Source organism: Stappia sp. P2PMeth1 (genome assembly GCF_900185735.1).
Classification (GTDB): Bacteria; Pseudomonadota; Alphaproteobacteria; order Rhizobiales; family Stappiaceae; genus Stappia.
Genome location: NZ_FYAW01000017.1, coordinates 107828 through 124983, shown reverse-complemented (window position 1 = coordinate 124983; position 17156 = coordinate 107828). Strand labels below are relative to the sequence as shown.

At 68.8% G+C, this 17156-nt stretch carries 13 protein-coding genes and 1 riboswitch; of the genes, 2 read left to right on the top strand and 11 right to left on the bottom strand.

The features are described from left to right. Positions 1-148: 148 nt before the first annotated feature. Positions 149-892 (bottom strand): ectoine synthase, encoded by a 744-nt coding sequence (locus tag P2PM1_RS09540; RefSeq protein ID WP_186398894.1) that lies wholly within the window; start codon positions 890-892, stop codon positions 149-151. A gap of 1111 nt (positions 893-2003) precedes the next feature. Then, a complete protein-coding gene (locus tag P2PM1_RS09535) occupies positions 2004-3323 on the bottom strand; it encodes a ferric reductase-like transmembrane domain-containing protein (RefSeq protein ID WP_186398893.1) in 1320 nt (439 codons plus the stop codon). Between the two features lie 181 nt (positions 3324-3504). On the opposite strand from P2PM1_RS09535, the gene P2PM1_RS09530 reads away from it, so the two are divergent. Further along, the gene (locus P2PM1_RS09530; RefSeq protein WP_186398892.1) at positions 3505-4836 is read left to right on the top strand and encodes an SH3 domain-containing protein; all 1332 of its coding nucleotides are present in this window, start codon (positions 3505-3507) and stop codon (positions 4834-4836) included. Between the two features lie 62 nt (positions 4837-4898). On the opposite strand, the gene gph is transcribed toward P2PM1_RS09530, so the two are convergent. The 9 genes from gph to P2PM1_RS09485 form a co-directional block, all read right to left on the bottom strand. Continuing rightward, complete coding sequence (gene gph / locus P2PM1_RS09525) at positions 4899-5603, bottom strand: phosphoglycolate phosphatase (RefSeq protein ID WP_186398891.1); 705 nt, start codon at positions 5601-5603, stop codon at positions 4899-4901. 200 nt (positions 5604-5803) lie between these two features. Continuing rightward, positions 5804-7294 (bottom strand): mannitol dehydrogenase family protein, encoded by a 1491-nt coding sequence (locus tag P2PM1_RS09520; RefSeq protein WP_244301455.1) that lies wholly within the window; start codon positions 7292-7294, stop codon positions 5804-5806. 93 nt (positions 7295-7387) lie between these two features. Further along, positions 7388-8161: an L-iditol 2-dehydrogenase gene (locus P2PM1_RS09515; protein ID WP_186398889.1), complete on the bottom strand. Its 774-nt coding sequence runs from the start codon at positions 8159-8161 to the stop codon at positions 7388-7390. Then, a complete protein-coding gene (locus tag P2PM1_RS09510) occupies positions 8158-9159 on the bottom strand; it encodes an ABC transporter ATP-binding protein (RefSeq protein WP_186398888.1) in 1002 nt (333 codons plus the stop codon). The genes P2PM1_RS09515 and P2PM1_RS09510 overlap by 4 nt, the downstream gene beginning before the upstream one ends. Positions 9160-9170: 11 nt before the next feature. Then, complete coding sequence (locus tag P2PM1_RS09505; RefSeq protein ID WP_186398887.1) at positions 9171-10001, bottom strand: carbohydrate ABC transporter permease; 831 nt, start codon at positions 9999-10001, stop codon at positions 9171-9173. 2 nt (positions 10002-10003) lie between these two features. Next, positions 10004-10876 (bottom strand): carbohydrate ABC transporter permease, encoded by an 873-nt coding sequence (locus tag P2PM1_RS09500; RefSeq protein ID WP_186398886.1) that lies wholly within the window; start codon positions 10874-10876, stop codon positions 10004-10006. Positions 10877-10962: 86 nt separating this feature from the next. Next, a complete protein-coding gene (locus P2PM1_RS09495; RefSeq protein ID WP_186398885.1) occupies positions 10963-12276 on the bottom strand; it encodes a sugar ABC transporter substrate-binding protein in 1314 nt (437 codons plus the stop codon). Positions 12277-12530: 254 nt separating this feature from the next. Beyond that, positions 12531-13487, bottom strand: coding sequence for a sugar-binding transcriptional regulator (locus P2PM1_RS09490; RefSeq protein ID WP_186398884.1), 957 nt, complete (start codon positions 13485-13487; stop codon positions 12531-12533). A gap of 6 nt (positions 13488-13493) precedes the next feature. Next, positions 13494-14237: an HAD family phosphatase gene (locus P2PM1_RS09485; protein WP_208985233.1), complete on the bottom strand. Its 744-nt coding sequence runs from the start codon at positions 14235-14237 to the stop codon at positions 13494-13496. A gap of 598 nt (positions 14238-14835) precedes the next feature. Here P2PM1_RS09485 and P2PM1_RS09480 point away from each other — a divergent pair. Next, positions 14836-16476: a BCCT family transporter gene (locus P2PM1_RS09480; protein WP_186398882.1), complete on the top strand. Its 1641-nt coding sequence runs from the start codon at positions 14836-14838 to the stop codon at positions 16474-16476. A 404-nt stretch (positions 16477-16880) separates the two neighbouring features. Further along, a riboswitch (cobalamin riboswitch) is annotated at positions 16881-17093 on the top strand. The last annotated feature ends 63 nt before the right edge of the window (positions 17094-17156 follow it).

Below are 17156 nucleotides of genomic sequence, written 5' to 3'. Positions count from 1 at the left end.
ATTGCCGCCGAACCTCGGCCCGCCTTGTCTGAGACGCTTTCCAGCGCGCCGGATGGCGTGATTTGCGAGATCCGGAGCGCAGCGTACGTTCGGGTACGTGAACCGGAAGCGCAGAAAATCGCGTCAGGCGGCCGCTGGAGGGCGTCTCTCAATACGAAGACGGCCGGCCGCCGGAAAAATCATGCGCCTCATGCCCCTCGATGGCGGGGCTGAAGATGCTGAGGCAGATCGCGGCATCGCGCACCACCATGCGGTGGGCATCGTTGCGGTTCATGATGAAGGCCGTTGCCCGCGCGCCATTGGTGTCGATCGGGTGGCTGCCGCTCTCCCAGACATATTCGCCGGTGCCCGAGACATAGTAGCAGCTCTCGAAATGGTGGCGGTATTGCAGCGGCGAGTCGGTATTGGCATTGCCGAGCGTCTGGCACAGGGCGAAGCCGAAGCCGTCGGCCTTGACCAGGAGCCGCCGGCTCTGACCATTGCCCCAGAAGACGTCGCGCTCGGTGCCGATGAACTCGTCGACATGGCGCACCAAAGCCTCCGCGCGGATCGCCTCCTGCGGCCCCTCGCCGCCGAAGACGGTACAGATGCGCATCTCGGTCTCGGCGACGAAGCTCACCTCGACCTCGGCGCGCGCGGCGACCAGCGTGCCGGGCGACACCCTTTCGCTGCGGCCGCCGACGGTCACCGTGCCGCAGCCAGAGAGGCAGAAATGCGCCTGTGCGGGAAATTCGCCGGCGGCATCGCGCGCCACCGTGTCGGCGGCGCCGGCGGCCAGCGTCGTGTCGTAGACCGCATGGCCCACCTGGTCGGTGCGCGCCACCACCTCGCGGGACACGGCATAGCGGAAAACCGGCGCATCGCCGGCAGCCTTGAAGGTACGGACGATCACGTTGGAGCCCTCCCGAAGCCCTCCGGCCGCCCCTTTACCGAAGCACGCCGGATCTGTTCTGGAACGGTATCGCGCTCGCCGCAAAAGGTATAAATCTAGTTTCGTCTTAGTCTTGTCTTGGAATCCTATCGGATACCGCTCATCCCCAAGGACAAGGTGAAATAATTCGCAAAACATCTTCAAGGCGGCGGCCTGCGATATCGAAGAGGCACCACCGTCGCCCCATCCTCGGCTGTTACCCGGCCGCCGTCATGCCGCCGCCATCGCCCCATCCACAGGCCGTCACCCCGGCCGCGCGCAGCGCAGAGCCGGGGTCTATTGGCTGCCGGAGCAGCAGCGGCGACGCGCCGGCACAACCCCAACACACGGAGTATCGTCGCCGCGCTCCTCCCTCTCCCCGCGTCATCCCGCGCTCCTCCCCCTCCCGCGTCATCCCGCGCACCGGCCCCTCCTAGCGTCATCCCGCACGAAGCGAAGCGAAGATGCGGGATCGGAGAGCCGAGGGCCTCGCGAAGGCACTCCCGCAAAACACCACAACCGCCGCGGCTCTCCGGTCCCGGATCTCGCGATGCTCGTCCGGGAAGACGCAAGGAGAGGCATTCCGCCCCACGCCGACTGAGGGTGCCAATGGGTCCCGGATCTTCGGCCTTCGGCCTCGTCCGGGACGACAGCCGAGAGGCAAGCACGGCCTCGCCCCACCCACCCCCGTCATGCCGCCGCCGTCATCGCCCCATCCACCGCCGTCATGCCGCCGCCGTCATCGCCCCATCCACAGGCCGTCATGCCGCCGCCATCGCCCCACCCACAGGCCGTCACCCCGGCCGCGCGCAGCGCAGAGCCGGGGGCTATTCGTTCCCAGAGCGGCGGCGGGAACGCACCCGCGCGAACCCAACACACAGAGTGTCCTCCTGCGCCCTCCCCCTCCCGCGTCATCCCGAGAAACCGGCGTGCAAGGGCGGGGTGAGCGGCGGCGCCATCCCCGCCGCGGGGCGCTCGCCTCTACCGCAGCGCGAAGGCGAGGATGCCGACGGCGAGCACCGCATTGAGCGCCCAGAACAGGGCGAGCCGGCGCAGGCGGGCGGTGCGCGGACGTGATATCGAGGGGCGCGGCTCAGTCATGCTGGAACCTTTCGCTGATGATCCGCCGAGGTGCGACACCGAGGCCGAGCAGCGCCGCCTCCACCGTCTCCATCATCGCCGGCGGGCCGCACAGCACATAGAGCCAGTCGCGGTGGCGGGGCTCGGCGAACAGGCGGGCGATCAGCGCCGCGTCGACCATGCCGCGCTCGCCCTGCCAGTCGTCCGGCGGCTCCAAGAGCACCTGCACCACCTGCGTGCGGTGCTGCCGGCGCAGGCGGGCGAGATCCTCCGTGCAGGCGATTTGGCCGGCATGGCGGTTGCCATAGACCAGCACCGTCGGGCGCGGGTCGGCGTCGAGTTCCAACTGCCGCAGCAGCCCCAGCATCGGCGCGATGCCGACGCCGCCGGCGATGCAGGCGATGCCCGTGCCGCCGCGCCCCTCCAGCACCAGGTTGCCGTGCGGCCCGTCGACATAGGCCGTGGTGCCGAGCGGGATGCCGCTGAGCGTTGCGGTGAAGTCGCCGAGTTCCTTGATGACGAAGCGCAGATCCCGCCCCTCGCCCGGCGCCGAGGCGATGGAGAACGGGTTCTCGCGCAGCGAGACGGCCGGCGCGCCGATGCGGATCCAGGCGAACTGGCCGGCCTTGTAGGCGATGCCGTCATGTCCGCTCGGGCTCAGCACCACCTCCCAGGTCCGTTCGGCGAGCTTGCGCAGGCCCGTCACCCGCCACGGCCGGCGCAGCGCCAGCAGCGGCTTCACCGCATAGACATGCAGCAGCGACAGCGCCGCGATCGCGGTCAGCACCGCCCACAGGCCGGAGAGCAGCGGGTCGGCGCTGTAGCGGCCGGCGTGGCGGGCATGGATCAGCACCAGCAGCGCGATGACCAGCGCGCCGAGACCGTGGGCGAGCCGCCAGGTCTCGTAGCGCCAGCCGATGCGGTCGCGGGCGATCGACAGCAGGACGAAGGCGGGCAGCAGCACGAAGGCGAGCACCCCGGTCACCAGCCCTTCGGCGGCGAAGGTCAGCGTCAACTGGCGGGTGGGGTCGAAGGGCAGTGGCCGGGCGAAGGGCAGCGTGTAGAGGAAGGGATGAACCAGGGCCAGCGCCAGCGCGGTGCGGGCGAAAAGCTGGTGAAAGCGCATGGTGACGTCGAGCCCGACGCGCCCGGAAATGCTGCGGAAGCGGCCCGACAGCACGAATTCGACCAGGAGGATGGCGAAGGCGACCATCGCCATGGCGCTGGCGATCTCGTCCATCACCGGGCGCGGCGGCCGCCCGCTGGCGGCGGCCAGGGCCAGCGGCGCCAGCGCCAGCACCACATAGGTCAGGATCAGCACAAAGGCAGGCATCGCGGCTCCCTCTCCGACGTGTCGATGATAGAGGTCCGGCGCCGCCGGGCAATGCGCGAAAACCGCTATCGCCGGCATTTCGCCGTGAAACTTGAAATCCGCGCCAACACCTCGACACAATGCGGCGCAATCACTGCTGGCAACGCCGCCCGCCGGCGGATTCGTTCAGGAGATTTGACGCATGCCGGTTTTCCGTTCCCTTGCCACGGCTGCGCTTGCGGTCGCGGTCGCTCTTGCCGCTCCGGCGGCCGCCGCCATGGAGATGCGGACGGAGCTGATCGAGATCCCGCGCGGCGAGCCCGGCACCCAGGTCTCCGGCATGGTCACCGGGGCGGAGTTCATCGAATACCTGCTGCCGGTGCTGGCCGGGCAGGAGGTCAGCATCGCCCTGTCCTCCTCCAGCCGCGCGCTGCACATGGGCATCGCCGAGCCGGGCGGCCGGCGCGAGGTCTTCGACGGCGCCCGCCAGGGCGCCAAGTTCGACGGCCGCGCCGACCAGTCCGGCGACTACCGCATCCGCGTGCGGCTTGCCGTCGACGGCGTCGCGCGCAACGAGCGGGCGCGCTTCGTGCTCACCGTCGCCTCCGTCCGGCCGGGCACGGCCCGCCCGCAGCCGCAGCAGCCTGGACGAGAGCCCGGTCGTGAACCGGGCCGCGAGCCGGGCCGCAATCCGGGCGAGCCGGAGTTCTGGCAGGTCACCGGCGTCGGCGCCCGCGACACGCTCAACATCCGCAGCGGCCCCAACACCGGCAATCCGGTGGTCGCGCGCGTCGCCGAGGGCGAGGTGCTGCGCAATCTCGGCTGCTACGCGATCAGCGGCCAGCGCTGGTGCCAGGTCGAGCGGGTAAACGGTCGCGACGGCGGCTGGGCCTCGGCCACCTATCTGCGCGAGGCCAGCCTTCGCCCCGGCCGTCCCGGCGAGGACCGTCCCGACCGCCCCGGCCGGCCGACCAGTCCGACCATCGTCATGGAAGACGGCGGCCCGGACTTCTGGCAGGTGACCGGCATCGGCGGGCGCGACTATCTCAACGTGCGCAGCGGACCGGGCACCGGCCACCCGATCGTCGCGCGCCTGTCGGATGGCGATGTGCTGCGCAATCTCGGCTGCGGCCGGCTGGCGGGCGAGCGCTGGTGCCGCATCGAGCGGCGCAATGGCGAGGACAATGGCTGGGTCGTCGGCAGCTTCCTGCGCGAGGCGAGCGGGCGCCCGACGCGTCCCGATGTCGGTCGTCCCGATATCGGTCGGCCGGGCGAGCCGCAGCGCCAGAGCTATTTCGAAGTGACCGGCCTCAGCGCCAACGGGCTGCTCAATGTGCGCGGCGGTCCCGGCACCCAGTTCCCGGTGCTCGGCCGCGTCGCCAATGGCGACGTGCTGATCGACCGGGGTTGCCGCGCCGTCGGCGGCCAGACCTGGTGCCGGATCGAGCTGATGAACGGCGAGGACAGCGGCTGGGTCTCGGCCACCTATGTGCGCCAGACGCGGCTGCGGCAGGGGCGCAGCCGCTGGCGGTAAAAAAGGGCTGGCGGATCACCGCCAGCCGGCACTGGATGAAAGACGACTTCGGCGCCCGGGCCTTACGCCCGGGCGTCGGCCGTTTCGGCAAGGCGCTTCAGCGCGCCGAACAGGTGGTCGAGCCTGTCGATGACGAGGTCGGCGCCCAGCTCCTCCACCGGCACCGCCGTGTAGCCGCCGCGCACCAGCACCACCTTCATGCCGGCGGCCCGCGCGCTGCCGACATCGGCGCCGCTGTCGCCCACCATCACCGTCGTCGCCGGCACCGCCCCGAGCTGGGCCGCCGCATGCAGCAGCATGTCCGGCTCCGGCTTGCGCGCCGCGCAGGTGTCGCCGCCGACCACCACCGGCACCACGGCGTCGAGGCCGAAATGCGTCAGGATCGTGCGGGAAAAACCCTCCGGCTTGTTGGTGACGACGGCAAGGCCGAACCCGGACGCCGAGCCCTCTGCCAGCACCTCCATCGCGCCGGGCAGCAGCGACGTGCGCCCCGTCAGGTTGTCGCCGTAAAAGTCCATCATCCGCGCCACCAGCACAGCCAGCGCCTCAGCGTCCAGCGTCCGGCCGCGCGCGGCCAGCGCCCGTTCCACCAGCTTGGGGATGCCGTGGCCGATCATCCGGCGCACCTCGTCGACCTCCAGCGCCGCATGGCCCTCGCTGTCCAGCAGCAGGTTGGTCGCCGCCGCGATGTCGGGAACGCTGTCGACCAGCGTGCCGTCGAGATCGAAAAGCAGGGCCGTCAGCCCCGAAACGTCCTGAATGCCCAAGGCACCCCTCCCTTGCCGGTTTATTCGAGGCGCAGAGACAAGCACGAACCGGCGGCGGGGTCGAGAGCCCCACCTGTCGCACCACGGGAAATGCCCGGAAAACCGCGCCGCGTCCCGGCAAGGCACAGCAGCAAGACACCGACGGCGCGGCGGAGGGAGGTGCTCCGCCGCGCCGCCGTGTTCGGGCGGATAGGGCGCGCTCAGCCTCCCGCCACACCGCTGTCGATGTAGCGGGAGAGCACCGGGCGCACGCCCTCCGCCCACAGCGCGCCGAGGTCGCGCGCGAAGGCATCGGCAAAGGGCCGCTCGCGGCCGAGATCGCCGAAGACCGGCGTGAAATCGAGGAAGGCCTGCGGCGTACCGCGCGCTTCCAGCGCCCGCCGGGTCAGCTCGGCGGCGCGCTCGTCGGCGATCCCGATGGCGCTGCCGTCCTCCGCCGTACCGGCGCAAGTGCGGCACCACAGCGCCACTTCCAGCGCCAGGCCCGAAAGGTCGGCTCCGGCCTCCAGCCGGTCGCGCACCGTCGGCAGGATGAATTTCGGCTGCCGGTTCGACCCGTCGAGGCACAGGCGCGGGATCGTGTCGCCGACCTCAGGGTTGGAGAAGCGCGCGGCGATCAGCTCGAAATAGGCGGCGAAGTCGACGCCCTCGATCGGCGGCACCGTCGGGATGATCTCCGCATGGGCGAGCTTTCTCAAGAAGCCGGCGATCAGCGGATCGGCCATCGCGTCATGGACGAACTGGTAGCCGAGCAGCGCCGACGGATAGGCAATCGCCGCATGGCCGCCATTGAGGATCCGGAGCTTCATCAACTCGTAGGGCGCGACATCCTCGACGAACTCGACGCCCACCTCCTCCAGCCGCGGCCGGCCGGCGGAAAAGCGATCCTCCATCACCCATTGGCGGAACGGCTCGCAGGCGACGGGAGCTTCATCCTCGATGCCGAAGCGCTCGCGCAGCAGGGCCATCTCGCGTTCCGAGGTCGCCGGGGTGATGCAGTCGACCATGCTGCTCGGAAAGGCGACGCTCTCCGCCACCCAGTCGGCGAGGTCGGGATCGCTCATCCGGGCAAGGCCGAGCACGGTGGTGCGGGCGACATGGCCGTTTTCCGGCAGGTTGTCGCAGGACATCACGGTGAAGGGCGCGGTGCCGGCGGCGCGGCGGCGGCGCAGCGCCTTCAGCAGGATGCCGAACACCGTCGCCGGCGCGTCCGGGTTCGCCGCATCAGTGACCATCTCCGGATGGGTCGCATCGAAGCCGCCGGTGGTGGCGTCGACATAATAGCCGCCTTCCGTGATCGTCAGCGAGACGATGCGGATTTCGGGCCGCTCCAGCACGGCGACGATGGCCGCCGGATCGACCTCCGCGAAGTCGATCATCGCGCCGGTGACGCGCGCGGTCAGCCCGCCGGGGTCGAGCTCGACCACGGTGGAGAGCCAGTCCTGCCGCTGCAGCCGCGCGCGCATCGCCGCGTCATGCGGCTTGACGCCGGCGCCGATCACCGCCCAGTCGCGGTCGAGGCCGCGGTTGAACAGGCGGTCGAGATAGACGATCTGATGCGCCCGGTGGAAATTGCCGACGCCCAAGTGCACGATGCCGGCCGTCAGATCTTCGCGGGCATAGGCCGGCACATCCGCCCCGGCAATCTCGGACAGGGTCGATAGGGACAGGCTGGTGGTCGCTTTAATCACTGGGGCCTCAGGGTCATGCTCTCTGGTGCCGGCGCGCGGGAGGGCGCGCGGCGCTGCGTGTTCGCTCATCGGTCTCGTCATCCGTTTGCCGGCTCAGCTCATCCAGTTGCCGCCGTCGACGTTGTAGGTCTGCGCCACGACGTAGTCGCTCTCCGGCCCGGCGAGGAAGATCGCCATGCCGGTCAGGTCCTCCGCCGTTCCCATCCGCCCGAAGGGCACGGCCGCGCCGACGAGGCGCTTCTTCTCGCCGGGCGCCCTGCCCTCGTATCTGGCGAAAAGCGCGTCCACCCCGTCCCAGTGCTCGCCGTCGACGACGCCGGGCGCGATGGCATTGACGTTGATGCGGTGGCGGATCAGGTCGAGCCCCGCCGACTGGGTCAGGCTGATCACCGCCGCCTTGGTGGCGCAATAGACGGCGACCAGCGGCTCGCCGCGCCGTCCGGCCTGGCTCGCCATGTTGATGATCTTGCCGCCGCGCCCGCGCGCGATCATCGCCCGCGCCGCCGCCTGCATGGTGAACAGGCAGCCGGCCACATTGACCGCGACCAGCCGGTCGAAGCTCGCGCGGGTGATCTCGACGATCGGCGCCAGGTCGAACAGCGCGGCGTTATTGACGAGGATGTCGATGCCGCCGAGCGCCGCGTCGACTTCCGCCACCGCGCGCTCGATGGAGGCCTGGTCGGCGACGTCGAGATGCACGGCCATCGCGCCGTTGCCGATGGCCTCGGCCGCCTGCCGTGCGCCATCGAGGTTGATGTCGGCGATGGCGACCCTGGCGCCCTCGCGGGCATAGGCCTCGCCAAAGGCGCGGCCGATGCCGCGCGCCGCGCCGGTGATCAGGGCGCTGCGTCCTTCCAGCCGTCTCATCGCAGCGCCAGCCCGTTGGCGTCGAAGCGGTGCAGGTGTTCGGGAAGCGGCGCAAGCGCCACCTCGTCGCCATGGCGCCAGGCCGCCTCGCCGGCCACCCGCACCGTCAGCGGGTCCTGTCCCTCGACATGCACATGCAGGAAGGTGTCGGAGCCCAGATGCTCGGCGACGCCGACCCGGCCGCGCCAGAGCCCGCCGCTCTCGGTGATGGCGAGGTGCTCGGGGCGGATGCCGATCGTGTGGGCGCCGTGCTCGGCGGCCGCCGCGCCGGTGATCACGTTCATCTTCGGCGAGCCGATGAAACAGGCGACGAAGAGATTGGCCGGGTTGCGGTAGAGCTCCAGCGGCGAGCCGACCTGCTCGATATGGCCGGCCCGCAGCACCACGATCTTGTCGGCCATGGTCATCGCCTCGACCTGGTCGTGGGTGACATAGATCATCGTCGTCTTCAGCGACTGGTGCAGTTCGGAGATTTCCAGCCGCATGTTGACGCGCAAGGCCGCGTCGAGATTGGACAGCGGCTCGTCGAACAGGAAGGCCTCCGGCTCGCGCACGATGGCGCGGCCGATGGCGACGCGCTGACGCTGGCCGCCGGACAACTGCCCCGGCCGCCGGTCGAGATAGTCGGTGAGGTTCAGCGTCTTCGCCGCCGCCAGCACCCGCCGCTCCTGCTCGGCCGGGTCCATCTTCGCCATCTTCAGCGGGAAGGCGATGTTCTTGCGCACGCTCATATGCGGATAGAGCGCGTAGGACTGGAACACCATGGCGAGCCGTCGCCGCGCCGGCGGCAGGTCGGTCGCGGGCTTGCCGTCGATGACGATCTCGCCCGACGAGACGTCTTCCAGCCCGGCGATCAGCCGCAAGAGGGTCGACTTGCCGCAGCCGGAGGGGCCGACGAAGACGACGAATTCGCCGTCCTCGATCTCCAGGTCCAGCGGCGGGATCACCGCCACGTCGCCGAAGCTCTTGGTCACCTTGGAAAGGGTAATCCTGCCCATCGTTCGGGTCCTTACTTGACTGCGCCGAAGGTGAGGCCGCGCACCAACTGCTTCTGGCTGAACCAGCCGAGGATCAGGATCGGCGCGATGGCGAGCGTCGAGGCGGCGGAAAGCTTGGCGTAGAACAGCCCTTCCGGGCTCGAATAGCTGGCGATGAAGGCGGTCAGGGGCGCGGCCTTTGCCGCCGTCAGGTTCAGCGTCCAGAAGGCCTCGTTCCACGCCAGGATGATGTTGAGCAGCAGCGTCGAGGCGATGCCCGGCACCGCCATCGGCGTCAGCACATGCACCACCTCGTCCCAGAGCGAGGCCCCGTCCATGCGCGCCGCCTCCAGGATCTCGCCGGGGATCTCCTTGAAATAGGTGAACAGCATCCAGACGATGATCGGCAGGTTGATCAGGGTCAGCACCACGATCAGGCCGATGCGGGTGTCGAGCAGGCCGAAGTCGCGGAAGATCAGGTAGATCGGCACCAAGACGCCGACCGGCGGCAGCATCTTGGTGGAGAGCATCCACATCAATATGTCCTTGGTGCGCCTCGCCGGCACGAAGGCCATCGACCAGGCGGCCGGAATGGCGATCAAGAGGCCGAGCAGGGTCGAACCCAGCGAGATCACCACCGAATTCATGAAATGCAGGAAGTAGTCGGAGCGCGCGTTGACCTCGACATAGTTTTCCAGCGTCCAGCGGAAGGCGAACAGAGACGGCGGCGAGGCGATGGCCTCGGCCTCCGTCTTGAAGCTGGTCAGGATCGTCCAGAGGATCGGGAAGAAGATCGCGAGCCCGACGCTCCAGGCAGCGAGCGTGACGAGGATCTTGCGGGTGCCGGTGGCTCGACGCGCCATGGTCAGGCCTCCAGGTTCTTGCCGATCATCCGCATCAGGAAGATCGCGACGATGTTGGCGAGGATCACAGCGACGATGCCGCCGGCGGAGCCGCCGCCCACGTCGAACTGCAGCAGCGACTGGGCGTAGACGAGATAGGTGATGTTGGTGGAGGCGTAGCCCGGCCCGCCATTGGTGGTCACCAGGATCTCGGCGAAGACCGACAGCAGGAAGATGGTCTGGATCAGGATGACGACGGTGATCGCCCGCGACATGTGCGGCAGCACGATGAAGCGGAAGCGGTCGAGCGCGCTCGCCCCGTCCATCTCCGCCGCCTCAAGCTGCTCCTTGTCGAGCGATTGCAGCGCGGTCAGCAGGATCAGGGTCGCGAAGGGCAGCCACTGCCAGGCGACGATCAGGATGATCGAGGCGAGCGGGGCATGGGCGAGGAAGTCGAAGGGCGGCAGCCCCAGCGCCTTGGCCAGGTGCGCGAAGAGCCCGTTGACCGGGTTCATGAACATGTTCTTCCACACCAGCGCCGAGACGGTCGGCATGACGAAGAACGGCGCGATCACCAGCACCCGGACGATCCCCTGCCCCCACATCGGCTGGTCGAGCAAAAGGGCAAGGCCGACGCCGCCGCCGATGGTGATGACCAGCACCCCGCCGACCAGCAGCAGCGTGTTGACCAGCGCCTCGGTGAAGGCGGGATCGGACAGGAAGAACTCGTAATTGCCGAAGCCGATGAACTCCTCCATCCCCGGCATCAGGAGATTGTAGCTGAGGAAGGAGAAGTAGACCGTCATCGACAGCGGGACGATCATCCAGCCGAGCAGCAGGATCACGGCCGGCGAGATCATCACGCGCGCGGCGGCACGCGAATGGGCGGTAGCCATCGGTTCAGCCCCGGGTCAGGTGGTCGGGTCTTGGGAAGGGCGGACCGGCCCGCATGCGCGCGCCGGTCCTCGTCCTTGGCGCAGGCTTACTTGATGTAGCCGGCGCGGCGCATGGTGCGCTCGGTCGCCTGCTGCGCGTTCTGCAGCGCCTGCTCGGCCGAGACCGATCCGGCAAGGGCGGCGGCGAACTGCTGGCCGACCGCCGTGCCGATGCCCTGGAACTCGGGGATCGCGACGAACTGCACGCCGACATACGGCACCTCGTCGACGGTCGGCTGCTGCGGGTCGGCGGCGTTGATGCTGTCCAGCGTCATCTTGGCGAAGGGCGCGGCCTCCAGGTAGTTCGCGTTCTCGTAGAGCGAGGTGCGGGTGCCCGGCGGCACATTGGCCCAGCCTTCCTTGGAGGCGACCAGTTCCAGATAGTCCTTGGACGTCGCCCAGCCGATGAAGGTCTTGGCCGCCTCGGTCTTCTGGGAGCCGGCGGGAATCGCGAGGTTCCAGGCCCACAGCCAGTTGCCGCGCTTGCCGAGCCCGTTGTCGGGGGCGAGCGCGAAGCCGACCTGCTCGGCGACCTGGCTGTCGTTCGGATTGGTCACGAAGGACGCGGCCACCGTGGCGTCGATCCACATGCCGCACTTGCCGGTCTGGAACAGCGCCAGGTTCTCGTTGAAGCCGTTGCTGGAGGCGCCCGGAGGCCCGTAATTGTTCATCAGGTAGAGATAATCGGCGAGCGTCGCCTTCCAGGCCTCGCTGTCGAATTGCGGCTTCCAGTCCATGTCGAACCAGCGCGCGCCGTAGGAATTGGCCATGGCGCTGAGGAAGGCCATGTTCTCGCCCCAGCCGGCCTTGCCGCGCAGGCAGATGCCGTAGACCTCGTTGCCCTTGTCGGTCATCGCCGCGGCGGCTTCCTTGATGAAGTCCCAGGTCGGGGCGTCCGGCATGGTCAGCCCGGCCTTCTCCATCAGGTCCTGGCGATACATCACCATCGAGCTCTCGCCGTAGAACGGCGCGGCATAGAGCTTGCCGTCGACGGTCAGGCCGCCGCGGATCGCCGGCAGCAGGTCGTCGACATCGTAGTCGGCGCCGAGATCGTCGAGCGCCACCAGCCAGCCCTGCTTCGCCCAGATCGGCGCCTCATAGGTGCCGATGGTCATCACGTCGTACTGGCCGCCCTTGGTGGCGATGTCGGTGGTGACGCGCTGGCGCAGCACGTTCTCCTCCAGCACCACCCATTCCAGCTCGATGCCCGGATGCTTGGCGGCGAAATCGTCCGTCAGCCGCTGCATCCGGATCATGTCGCCATTGTTGACCGTGGCGATGGTCAGCTTCTCGGCCAGCGCCGGCGAGACGGCGAGCGAAATGGCCGTCGCGCCCAGCAGGGCGCGGATGAATGTGGTCATGAACTCCTCCCAGATGCCTCATGGGCATTTGCTATGATTGCGGGCAAATACTCACAAAATGGGCAGGAGCCGTCAAGCAGGCGCGGCGCTTCCCGCGCCAACTTTCGTTGCTGCGCCGCAAAAAGTCTTTATTTCACAGGAGGTTGAAATCCGCTTCCGCGGGGGCACAGGATGCGCGCGAAGCGCTTCGCGCGCTGCAACCGCGGCCGCGCGCGCCCCGGATCTGTCAGGGAGCGACGGATCTTGCGCCGCGCTCAGCGCGCCAGCAGGCGCTCGGCGGTCAGTTCGTTGGTGATCAGCCCGTTCAGCAATTCGCCGCGCAGCGCGCCGAGGATCGCCTCGACCTTGGCCTCGCCGGCGGCGATGCCGATCACCGGCTTGTCGCGCGCCTTGCCGAGCGGGGCGCTGGCGACGAGATCGTTGGTCAGGCCCTCGATCAGCGCGCCGCCCCGGTCATAGACCCAACTGGTGATCTCGCCGACGGCCCCGGCCGCCGTCAGCGCCGCCATCTCGTCGCGGCTGATGAAGCCGTCGACGAAGAGCGGCGCGCTCTCGCCCATGTTGCCGACGCCGACAAAGGTCACGTCCGCGTCCTTGACCAGTTCCAGGATGTTGTGCACCGGCTCCTGGTTGTGCAGCAGCGCCCGCTCGGCCCTCGACCGTGCGAACACCGGCAGCGGCATCGGATAGTGGCGGGCGTTGACCCGGTCGGCCATGCGGATGATGACGTTATAGGCCGAGGCCGAGCCGTCCGACATCATGTTGCCGAGCAGCGAGACCACCTTGTGCTGCGGGCAGTCCATGGTCGGCAACTGGTCGACCGAGGCGCGCAGCGCCCGGCCGGTGCCGAAGGCGATGATCTTCGGCGCGCTCGACTTCAGGTGCCGCTCCATCTCGGCGGCCGCCGCCTGGGCGATGCCGACGATGGAGGCGGGCGTCGCCGGATCGCTCGGCACCACCTCGCAGATGCGCAAGGCAAATCGGTCGGCGAGATTGGCGGCCAGTTCCATGCAGCGGGCGATCGGGTGGTCGAGCCGCACCTTGATCAGCCGCTCGCTCACCGCCAGCGACACGAGCCGCTGCGCCGACTGGCGCGAGACGCCGAGCTTGCGGGCGATCTCGTCCTGGGTGTTGCCGGCGACATAGTAGAGCCAGCCGGCCCGCGCCGCCTCGTCGAGGCGGCTGACATCCGCATCGCCCTTGCCCGCCATCGCGCCTCAGCTCCCCTGCCCGGCCGGCTGCGGCGCCGTTGCCCGCCCGAGCGCCGGCGCCATCTCGAAAAACGCGCTCCACCGGTCGAAAACCGGCAGCGGCGGCTCGCCGGGCGCGGCATCGCCCGCGTCCAGATGGCTGCCGCCGATGAAATGCCACACCGCCATCTGTGCCGCCCGCGCCGCCTCCAGCCCCGGCAGGCTGTCCTCGATGACGAGGCAGCGCTCGGGGGCAACGCCACACTGCGCCGCCGCATGCAGGAAGAGATCCGGCGCCGGCTTGCCGCGCGCCACCTGCGAGGCGGTGAACACGGCCTCGCCGAAATAGCGGTCGAGCCCGGTCAGGTGCAGCGAGCGGCGCGCCCGCGGCGGGCTGCTGCTGGTGGCGACGCAGGCACCGACCGCCAGCCGGTCCAGCACCTCGAACACGCCGGCGACCGGCTTCAGCTCCGCCTCGAAGGCGACAAGCAGCCGCTCCCGATAGTCGCTCTCGAAGCTCTCCGGCAGGGCGACACGGAAGTCGTCGCGGATGCTCTGGGCAACGCGCGGAAAGCTGCGGCCGAGGAAATGCGCCTTGAAATAGGCGTGGTCGACCGTAACGCCGGCCTCCTTGAGCGCGGCCAGCAGCACCCTCTCGCTGATCGGCTCGCTGTCGACCAGCACGCCGTCGCAGTCGAAGATGACGAGGGCGATGTCGCGCCCGGCCAGCGGGTCGTCCAATCGCGAAGAAGTCGTGTCGATCGTCTGCACGCGGCGCGGCATCCCGTGTCATAGCCGCTTGTTGCGGCCTCCTGTCCGTTCTTCCTGACGATGCCGCGGCGGCCAAGTCAAGAGCCGGTGCCATCGCGGGTCGGCGTCCGGCGCGCCTGCGGCAGCCGCGGCGAATCTCCAAATCCATCACAACACATTGAAATTCATGATAATTTGCGGCATCGCCGCAAATATGCCACATTGCCCTTGCCGACCGGGGATGCGCGAGCAGGCCCGGTCCCGCTTTTGGAGCAAGATCAGGGCCCGCGCAGATCGGGCACTTCCAGCTCCCGCCGTTCGCCCGGATCGTCCGGGCGGCTGCTTTGCAACCCCGCATGCCGGCCACGGCCGGATCCGTGGTTCCTTGCCGGACGCAAGGGCCTCTTGCGGGTGCGAGCCAGACCTGTGGGCCCAGACCTGTGGGCCCAGACTTGCGGGCGATGTCGCCGGCAAGCCGGATCAGGTCGCACCGGACACCCCTTGGTGTGGTCGCTCGCAAATACAATCCGAACGGGCCGCAAGGCCCGCAAGACGTCAGGCATGTCCGGCAAGCGGCTTCCGTCGCGGATCGGCCGTGCCGCAACGACAGGAACACACCATGACCGACCAGACAGGCGCCACCGGCATCCCCGAACCGGAAGGCGCATCCGACATCATCGACACCGATTTCGAGATCGGCCAGGACAATCTGGAAGGCCAGCTTGGGCCCTTCGGCTTCGACATCCACAATCCGGTCTTCGTGATTTCCGGCCTGTCCGTCGTCGCTTTCGTCGTCTATGCGCTTGCCGCGCCCGAGCAGGCGGCCTCGTTCTTCGGCTGGCTGCGGCCGGCGCTGACCAGCACCTTCGACTGGTTCTTCCTGAGCGCGGCCAATGTCTTCGTGCTGTTCTGCCTGTTCCTGATCGTCAGCCCCTGGGGCAGCGTCCGGCTCGGCGGCAAGGAAGCCAGCCCCGACTACAGCTATGCCGGCTGGTTCGCGATGCTGTTCGCCGCCGGCATGGGCATCGGCCTGATGTTCTTCGGCGTGCTCGAGCCGGTCTATCACATGGCCATCTCGTCGCCGCTCGGCGTCCCCTCGCCGTTTGCGGCCGACGGCTCGATCATCCCGGAGAACGTCGAGGCGGCCAAGCAGATGGGGCTTGCGGCGACCATCTATCACTGGGGCCTGCACCCCTGGGCGATCTACGCCGTTGTGGCGCTGGCGCTGGCGCTGTTCAGCTACAACAAGGGCCTGCCGCTGTCGATCCGCTCGGCCTTCTATCCGATCTTCGGCGAGCGCGTGTGGGGCTGGACCGGCCATGTCATCGACACGCTGGCCGTGTTCGCGACGCTGTTCGGCCTTGCCACCTCGCTCGGCCTCGGCGCCCAGCAGGCCAATGCCGGCCTCGAACACGTCTACGGCATCCCCAACACACTCACCGTGCAGGTGATCCTGATCGCCGCCATTACCGGCATCGCGCTGGTTTCGGTGCTGCGCGGCCTCGATGGCGGCGTCAAGGTCCTGTCGGAGATCAACATGGTGATCGCCGCCGCGCTGCTGCTGTTCGTGCTGCTCGCCGGCCCGACGCTCGCGATCCTCAGCGACTTCGTCACCGGCCTCCTCGCCTATGGCGCCGATCTCGGCGGCCTGTCGAACCCGATCGGCCGCACCGACGACGACTACCGCCAGGGCTGGACGGCCTTCTACTGGGCCTGGTGGATCTCCTGGTCGCCCTTTGTCGGCATGTTCATCGCCCGGGTCAGCCGCGGCCGCACGGTGCGCGAGTTCATCACCTGCGTGCTGCTGATCCCCTCGCTGGTCTGCGTGCTGTGGATGGCGGTGTTCGGCGGCGTTGCCATCGACCAGGTCCTCTCCGACCCGGCGACCAGCGCGGTCAAGGCCAATGTGATCGACAGCTACAGCCCGGAACTGTCGCTCTTCGCCATGCTCGAGGGCCTGCCGCTCGCCTCCATCACCTCCACCATCGGCATCGTGCTGGTCATCGTGTTCTTCGTCACCTCGTCCGATTCGGGCTCGCTGGTGATCGACACGATCACCGCCGGCGGCAAGGTCGACGCGCCGGTGCCGCAGCGGGTGTTCTGGTGCACCTTTGAGGGGCTGGTGGCCATCGTGCTGCTGATCGGCGGCGGGCTCGGCGCCTTGCAGGCCATGGTCATCTCCACCGGCCTGCCCTTCACGCTCGTCCTGCTCTTGATGTGCGTGGCGATCTTCAAGGGTTTGCAGACCGAGGAGCGGTGACGCTTGGCTCCCCGGTCCCGGCTCGGCGCTGCCGCGCCGTCCGGGAAGACGCAAGGAGAGGCATCCTGCTTCACACCGACGCGCGCCCACCCCTGGGCTGTCGTCCCGGTTTCGGCGCAGCCGAAGACCGGGATCCAGTAACCACGAACGGTTCGGCTCAAGCCTCGGCGCTGCCGCGAGCGCCCCTCGTCGAGGGGCATCCGCTTTCGCAAACCCACCAGCCCGGCGGATACTGGATACCTGCCTTCGCAGGTATGACAGCCGTGGGGGTGGCGATGTGTTCCCGCCTCGATAGCGCCAAAGGCACCAATGGTTCCCGGATCTCCGGCTTCGCCGCGTCCGGGGATGGCGCACGCGGAACAGGATCGGACGAAAATTGATCTTGTCACGCCAACGCCCCGCCCTCTAGCATCGCAACCGATGGTTCCCGCGTGGCAAAGCCGGACGCGGGTGAAAAGGGAACACGGTGCGGCGTACCCAACAGGGGCCAAGACCGTGGCTGCCCCCGCAACTGTGAGCGGCGAGCGCTGTCCGAATGCCACTGGCCTTGAGCCGGGAAGGCGGACAGGCGCGAGGAACCGCGAGCCAGGAGACCTGCCATCGATCACGGCGCGTCGGGGGGCCCCTCGCGCCATCCTGTCCCTGGCTTCGCGCACGGTGGGTGCGCCAAGGAGGCTTGC

Coding starts and splice junctions, on each gene's coding strand:
- P2PM1_RS09535 (WP_186398893.1), bottom strand. CDS start 3,323: ATGCCTGCCTTTGTGCTGATCCTGACCTATGTGGTGCTGGCGCTGGCG.
- P2PM1_RS09530 (WP_186398892.1), top strand. CDS start 3,505: ATGCCGGTTTTCCGTTCCCTTGCCACGGCTGCGCTTGCGGTCGCGGTC.
- P2PM1_RS09515 (WP_186398889.1), bottom strand. CDS start 8,161: ATGAGACGGCTGGAAGGACGCAGCGCCCTGATCACCGGCGCGGCGCGC.
- P2PM1_RS09510 (WP_186398888.1), bottom strand. CDS start 9,159: ATGGGCAGGATTACCCTTTCCAAGGTGACCAAGAGCTTCGGCGACGTG.
- P2PM1_RS09505 (WP_186398887.1), bottom strand. CDS start 10,001: ATGGCGCGTCGAGCCACCGGCACCCGCAAGATCCTCGTCACGCTCGCT.
- P2PM1_RS09500 (WP_186398886.1), bottom strand. CDS start 10,876: ATGGCTACCGCCCATTCGCGTGCCGCCGCGCGCGTGATGATCTCGCCG.
- P2PM1_RS09495 (WP_186398885.1), bottom strand. CDS start 12,276: ATGACCACATTCATCCGCGCCCTGCTGGGCGCGACGGCCATTTCGCTC.
- P2PM1_RS09490 (WP_186398884.1), bottom strand. CDS start 13,487: ATGGCGGGCAAGGGCGATGCGGATGTCAGCCGCCTCGACGAGGCGGCG.
- P2PM1_RS09480 (WP_186398882.1), top strand. CDS start 14,836: ATGACCGACCAGACAGGCGCCACCGGCATCCCCGAACCGGAAGGCGCA.